The sequence below is a fragment of the Polaromonas sp. genome, assembly GCF_029945685.1.
In the GTDB taxonomy this organism is placed as follows: Bacteria; Pseudomonadota; Gammaproteobacteria; order Burkholderiales; family Burkholderiaceae_C; genus Polaromonas.
On sequence record NZ_JAQSDA010000002.1, the window covers coordinates 1 to 5,991 of the forward strand.

4 protein-coding genes are annotated in these 5,991 nt (G+C 62.9%); all 4 read left to right on the forward strand.

Features of this window, described 5'->3' with window-relative positions; genetic code table 11:
• Window positions 1-220 precede the first annotated feature (220 nt).
• Window positions 221-619, forward strand: coding sequence for a hypothetical protein (locus PSV26_RS00335; protein ID WP_300566366.1), 399 nt, complete (start codon window positions 221-223; stop codon window positions 617-619).
• A 77-nt stretch (window positions 620-696) separates the two neighbouring features.
• Entirely contained in the window at window positions 697-1,983 is a 1,287-nt protein-coding gene (locus PSV26_RS00340; RefSeq protein ID WP_300566368.1) for a TolC family protein, read from the forward strand.
• A complete protein-coding gene (locus PSV26_RS00345; protein WP_300566371.1) occupies window positions 1,980-3,620 on the forward strand; it encodes an efflux RND transporter periplasmic adaptor subunit in 1,641 nt (546 codons plus the stop codon). The genes PSV26_RS00340 and PSV26_RS00345 overlap by 4 nt, the downstream gene beginning before the upstream one ends.
• On the forward strand, window positions 3,617-5,991 hold a 2,375-nt coding region (locus PSV26_RS00350; RefSeq protein WP_300566373.1), incomplete at its 3' end, for a CusA/CzcA family heavy metal efflux RND transporter. The genes PSV26_RS00345 and PSV26_RS00350, both read left to right, overlap by 4 nt.

Below are 5,991 nucleotides of genomic sequence, written 5' to 3' on the forward strand. Positions count from 1 at the left end.
AGTCAATTGGCCGTCTGCTGAAGGCGTAGAAAATCTGGAAAAGATGAATGTGCCTACCCTATGTGCGGGTTGAACCGGCTTCAACAAGCGCGCATGGCTGTCGCAAGCTCAACTTAGGTTCAGATAAATAGGCCAGGGCCGGCATCGGTTTTCGGGCAACAATCGCCGAAGGTGGAACTTTCGAGCGCTCCACTGGTCACATGTCTCTTAAACTCAAGCAATGATCCGAAACCGCCACCAACGCCTGATCACAGTGCTCTTCGCACTGGTTAGCCTGCTGTTCATGCAGCTGGCGGTGGCAGGCTACATCTGTCCCGGTTCTGAACCAAAAATCGCCGAGGCGGCCGCCATGGCCGAGGCCGGCATGCCCTGCGCCGAAGCCATGCCGCTCACCATGGACGCTCAGCAACCCAACCTGTGTCAGGCACATTGCCAAGCGGGTCATCAGTCGGCCGACAAGCATGAGCTGTCCTCCCCCGTTGCCATCAGCGCTTTGCCTGCCAACTTCAGTTTGCAGATTGCCCTCCCGGTGTTTTCTGACGCGCCGCTGCAGGCGCCTCATCTGCAGCGCACCACCGCTCCCCCTGTCGCCATCCGGAACTGCTGCTTCCGCCTCTGACCTCCCGGACCACCTGGCTCCTGTCTGATGCACCTCCCCGTGCATCGGCAGGTCGTTGTTCGTGCTCTGGAGGTTTTATGTCTATTTCTTTTCCGATTTCCCGGATCACGGCCGCCGCCTGGATGGTGGCCATCGCTTCTGCGTCGTGGGCTGCTGATCCTTTGACCCTGATCGAGGCGCAGCGCATTGCCGTTGATCGATCCCAGCAATTGGTCGCCCAAGAGGCACTGACCGCCGCCGCCAAGGAACAGGCCGTGGCGGCCGGCCAGCTCCCCGACCCGGTGCTCAAACTCGGCATCGACAACCTGCCGGCCGACGGCGCGGACCGCGGCAGCCTGACACGCGATTTCATGACCATGCGCCGCATCGGCGTCATGCAGGAAATCACCCGTTCCGCCAAGCGCCAGCTGCGCTCGGAACGCTTTGAACGCGATGCGCAGCGAGTGCAGGCGCAGCGCCAGCTGACGCTGGTGAACCTCCAGCGCGACACCGCGCTGGCCTGGTTGGACCGGTATTACACCCAGGCCATGCGCGAGCTGGTGCAGCAACAGCTCGAAGAAACCCGGCTGCAAATACAAGCAGCCGACATCGCCTTTCGCGCCGGCCGGGGGAGCCAGTCCGACGTCTTCGCCGCCCGTAGCGCGGTGATCCAGCTGGAGGACCGGGTCAGCCAGATTGGCCGGCAGTCACGCAACGCCGGCCTGATGCTAGCCCGTTGGGTGGGTACGACAGATGCGGATCGACCGCTCTCCGGCTCTCCGTCCTGGCAAACCACCTCCCTTCAGATTGGGGTTTCAAGCGAGCACATCAAGCAACACCCTGATCTGCGAGCGATAAGTGCAGAAATTGACACTGTGGAAACCGATGCACGGCTGGCCCAAGCGAACAAACAAGCCGACTGGAGCGTCGAAGCCAGCTACGCCCAGCGCGGTCCGACTTACTCCAACATGATTTCCATCGGCGTATCCATCCCCTTGCAGTGGGACCAGAAGAACCGCCAGAACCGCGAGCTGGCCGCCAAGCTGGCCTTGGTCGACGAAGCCAGGGCCCGCTACGAAGACATGCTGCGTAACCATGAGGCCGAGGTGCGTAGCTGGCTGAATGACTGGCAAACCGGCAAGGACCGGGTTGCCCGGTACCGCAATGAGCTGATACCGACCGCCCGGCAGCGCACCGAGGCCGCACTGACCAGCTACCGCACGGGAAAAAGCGACCTGGCCGGGGCATTGGCCGCGCGCCGAGATGAGCTCGACACCCACATGCAGGCCCTGACGCTGGAAATGGAAACTGCGCGTTCCTGGGCCCAGCTCAATTTTCTCGTCCCCGAACACAGCATGCCGGCACAAGCCAAGGAACAGCCATGAACAAGAAATACCTTATTGCCGCGCTGATCGCTGCCGGTGTACTGGGCGCTGCAGGCTATGGCCTGTACGCACTGGGCATGAAAAACGGCGGAAACATGGCCGCCACCGCCATTCCAGGTGAAGCGTCGCCGACCCCAGCGGCGACACCTGCAGCTGGACCCCAGAGCGTTGCCGAGGGCGAAGAAGCCACCCGCCGCCACATCAGCGCAGGTCTCAAAGCGGGTGACACCGATCCCGTCAGCGGGCGAAAAATCCTGTACTACCAGGACCCTATGATGCCGGGCAACAAGTTCGACAAACCCGCCAAGTCCCCGTTCATGGACATGATGCTGGTGCCGATCTATGCAGACAGCGATTCCGACCAGGGCAAGGTCACCGTTAGCTCCCGGATTCAGCAGAACCTGGGGGTGCGCACCACAGTAGTCACCGAAGGCACGCTGTCGCCTCAAGTCTCTGCGGTCGGCAACATTGCCTTCAACGAACGCAACCAGGCCACGGTGCAAGCCCGGGCGACCGGCTATGTCGAGCGCTTGCATGTGCGCGCCACGCTGGATCCGGTAGCCAAGGGTCAGCCTTTGGTGGACCTGTATGTTCCAGACTGGGTGGCGGCTCAGGAGGAATTCTTGTCCCTGAAACGCATGCAGGGGAATGACCTCGGTTCGCTGGTGGACGGCGCCCGCCAGCGTATGCGCCAGGTCGGCATGAGCGACGAGCAAATCCGCCTGGTGGAGACCAGCGGGAAAACGCAGGCTCGCACTACGATCACGGCGCCATTGGGCGGCGTGGTGGTGGAACTGCTGGTACGCGAGGGCATGACGGTGTCGGCGGGGATGACCCTGTTCCGCATCAATGGGCTTTCCACCGTATGGGCCAACGCCGAGGTACCCGAGAGCCAGGCGGCGCTGCTGCGCCCGGGTGCCAAGGTGCAAGCCCGCAGTCCGGCCGTGCCCGGAACGACCTTCGAAGGCAGGGTGCAAGCCATCCTGCCGGACGTCAATGCGGCGACGCGCACGCTCAAAGCTCGATTGGAACTGGCGAACCCGGGCTCTCGCCTGGTGCCGGGCATGTTCGTGACCATGCAGTTCATGGACATGCGGGCGGAGAAGTCCTTGCTGATCCCTACAGAAGCCGTGATCCAGACCGGCAAACGCACGGTCGTGATGCTGGCCGAGGAGAACGGACGCTTCCGGCCCGTTGATGTCGAAACAGGTATTGAAAGCGGCGGCCAGACGGAAATCAAGCGCGGCCTGCAGATGGGCCAGCGGGTGGTGGTGTCGTCGCAGTTCCTGATCGACTCGGAGGCCAGCCTCAAAGGCGTCGAGGCCCGGCTCAACGAGGTGCCGAAACCGCCTGCCCCCGGCAGCGCACCACGACATACAGGTCAAGCCAAGATCGACGCCATTGGCAGTGACGCAATCACTCTGTCCCACGGGCCGATTCCATCCCTTAAATGGGGAGCGATGAGCATGGACTTCAAGGCACCTCCGCCCCAAGAGCTACCGCGTCACCTGTCAGCTGGCGATACCGTGAATTTTGAGTTTTACATCGACCCGGAAGGACTGCCTCAGCTCACCCGGGTGTCGCCTTCAGTTGCCGCAACCGCCGCAACGCCAGCGCCTTCGGGAGTTCAGCGATGATGGCCAGTCTGATACGCTGGTCCATCGGCAACCGTTTCCTGGTGCTGCTGGCCACGCTGATGATCGCGGCCTGGGGCGTGTACTCGGTGATGAGAACGCCGCTGGACGCCCTGCCCGACCTGTCGGATGTGCAGGTCATCATCCGGACCACCTACCCCGGCCAAGCACCCCGCATTGTCGAGAACCAGGTCACCTACCCGCTGACCACCACCATGCTGTCGGTGCCGGGGGCCAAGACGGTGCGCGGCTATTCCTTCTTTGGCGACTCCTATGTCTATGTGCTGTTCGAAGATGGCACGGACCTCTACTGGGCGCGCTCCCGGGTATTGGAGTACCTGAACCAGGTCCAGTCACGCCTGCCGGCGGCTGCCAAGGCCTCGCTGGGACCGGATGCCACCGGCGTTGGCTGGATCTACCAGTACGCCCTGATTGACCGCAGCGGCAAGCAGGATGCCGGGCAGTTGCGAGCTCTGCAGGACTGGTTCCTCAAGTACGAGCTCAAAACCGTGCCCAACGTGGCCGAGGTCGCCTCGATCGGCGGCATGGTGCGCCAGTACCAGGTCGTTCTGGATCCGGACAAGCTGGCCGCCTATGCGATTCCGCATACGAAAGTGGTGGAAGCCATCCAGAAGGCCAACCAGGAAGCCGGCGGTTCGGTGCTGGAGCTGGGCGAGGCCGAGTACATGGTGCGAGCCTCGGGCTACCTGCAGAGCCTGGAGGACTTCCGCTCCGTTCCGCTCATGACCTCGGCGGCCGGCATCCCAGTGCGCCTGGGCGACGTGGCCCGCATCCAGATCGGCCCCGAAATGCGCCGTGGCATTGGCGAACTGGACGGTGAAGGTGAAGCCGTCGGCGGCGTGATCATCATGCGTTCCGGCAAAAACGCGCTGGAGACCATCGTCGCCGTCAAGGCCAAGCTCCAGACCCTGCAGGCCAGCCTGCCCAAGGGTGTTGAAATCGTGCCGACCTACGACCGGTCGGGTTTGATCGAACGGGCCGTGGACAACCTCACTTTCAAGCTGCTGGAGGAGTTCCTGGTCGTGGCCGTGGTGTGCTTCATCTTCCTGTTCCACCTGCGCTCGGCCTTCGTTGCGATCATCTCGCTGCCGCTGGGCATCCTGGCCGCCTTCATCGTGATGCATTACCAGGGCGTCAATGCCAACATCATGTCGCTGGGCGGCATCGCGATTGCCATCGGCGCCATGGTGGACGCTGCCGTGGTGATGATCGAGAACGCCCACAAACATCTGGAGCATTGGGGCCGCGATCACCCGGGCGAAACGCTGCATGGCGAGGCGCGCTGGCGGGTCATTGGCGACGCGGCGGCTGAAGTCGGGCCGGCGCTGTTCTTCTCGCTGCTGATCATCACCTTGTCGTTTATTCCGGTGTTCACGCTGGAGGCCCAGGAAGGACGGCTGTTCTCGCCACTGGCGTTTACCAAGACCTATGCCATGGCGGCGGCGGCCGGACTGTCGGTGACCTTGATTCCCGTGCTGATGGGCTACCTGATCCGCGGCCGCATTCCCGACGAAAAGTCCAATCCCCTGAATCGCCTGCTGATTGCCATCTACCGGCCGATGCTGGAGGTCGTATTGCGCGCACCCAGGCTCACTTTGCTGGCTGCCGGGGGTCTCCTGGTCATCAGCCTCTGGCCGCTGCAGCATATCGGCGGTGAGTTCATGCCGAGGCTGGATGAGGGTGATCTGCTCTACATGCCCTCTGCGCTGCCAGGCCTGTCGGCCGGTAAAGCCAGTGAGTTGCTGCAGCAGACCGACCGGCTGATCAAGACCGTCCCCGAGGTCGCCAGCGTGTACGGCAAAGCCGGCCGCGCCGAAACCGCGACCGACCCGGCGCCCATGGAGATGTTTGAGACCACCATCCAGTTCAAGCCTCGCGAGCAGTGGCGGGCCGGTATGACCCAGGACAAACTGGTGGAGGAACTGGACCGCATCGTCAAAGTGCCCGGTCTGTCCAATATCTGGGTGCCACCCATACGCAACCGGATCGACATGCTGGCCACCGGCATCAAGAGCCCGGTAGGGGTCAAGGTGGCCGGCACCGACCTGATCACGATAGATCGGCTGACCGGCGAGATCGAGCGGGCGCTCAAGGACGTTCCCGGCGTCACCAGCGCCCTGGCCGAGCGCCTGACCGGCGGTCGCTATATAGACGTCGATATCAAGCGCGATGCGGCATCACGCTTTGGCCTCAACATTGCCGACGTGCAGTCGGTCATCAGCTCAGCCGTGGGCGGCGAGAACATTGGTGAGACGGTCGAGGGCCTGCAGCGCTTCCCGATCAATATGCGCTACCCCCGTGAAATCCGGGATTCGCTGGAGAAGCTGCGCAGCCTGCCCTTTGTAACCGAGCG

Bases quoted from the DNA above. Each gene is read 5' to 3' on its own strand.
- PSV26_RS00335 (WP_300566366.1), top strand. From the start codon at position 221: ATGATCCGAAACCGCCACCAACGCCTGATCACAGTGCTCTTCGCACTG.
- PSV26_RS00340 (WP_300566368.1), top strand. From the start codon at position 697: ATGTCTATTTCTTTTCCGATTTCCCGGATCACGGCCGCCGCCTGGATG.
- PSV26_RS00345 (WP_300566371.1), top strand. From the start codon at position 1,980: ATGAACAAGAAATACCTTATTGCCGCGCTGATCGCTGCCGGTGTACTG.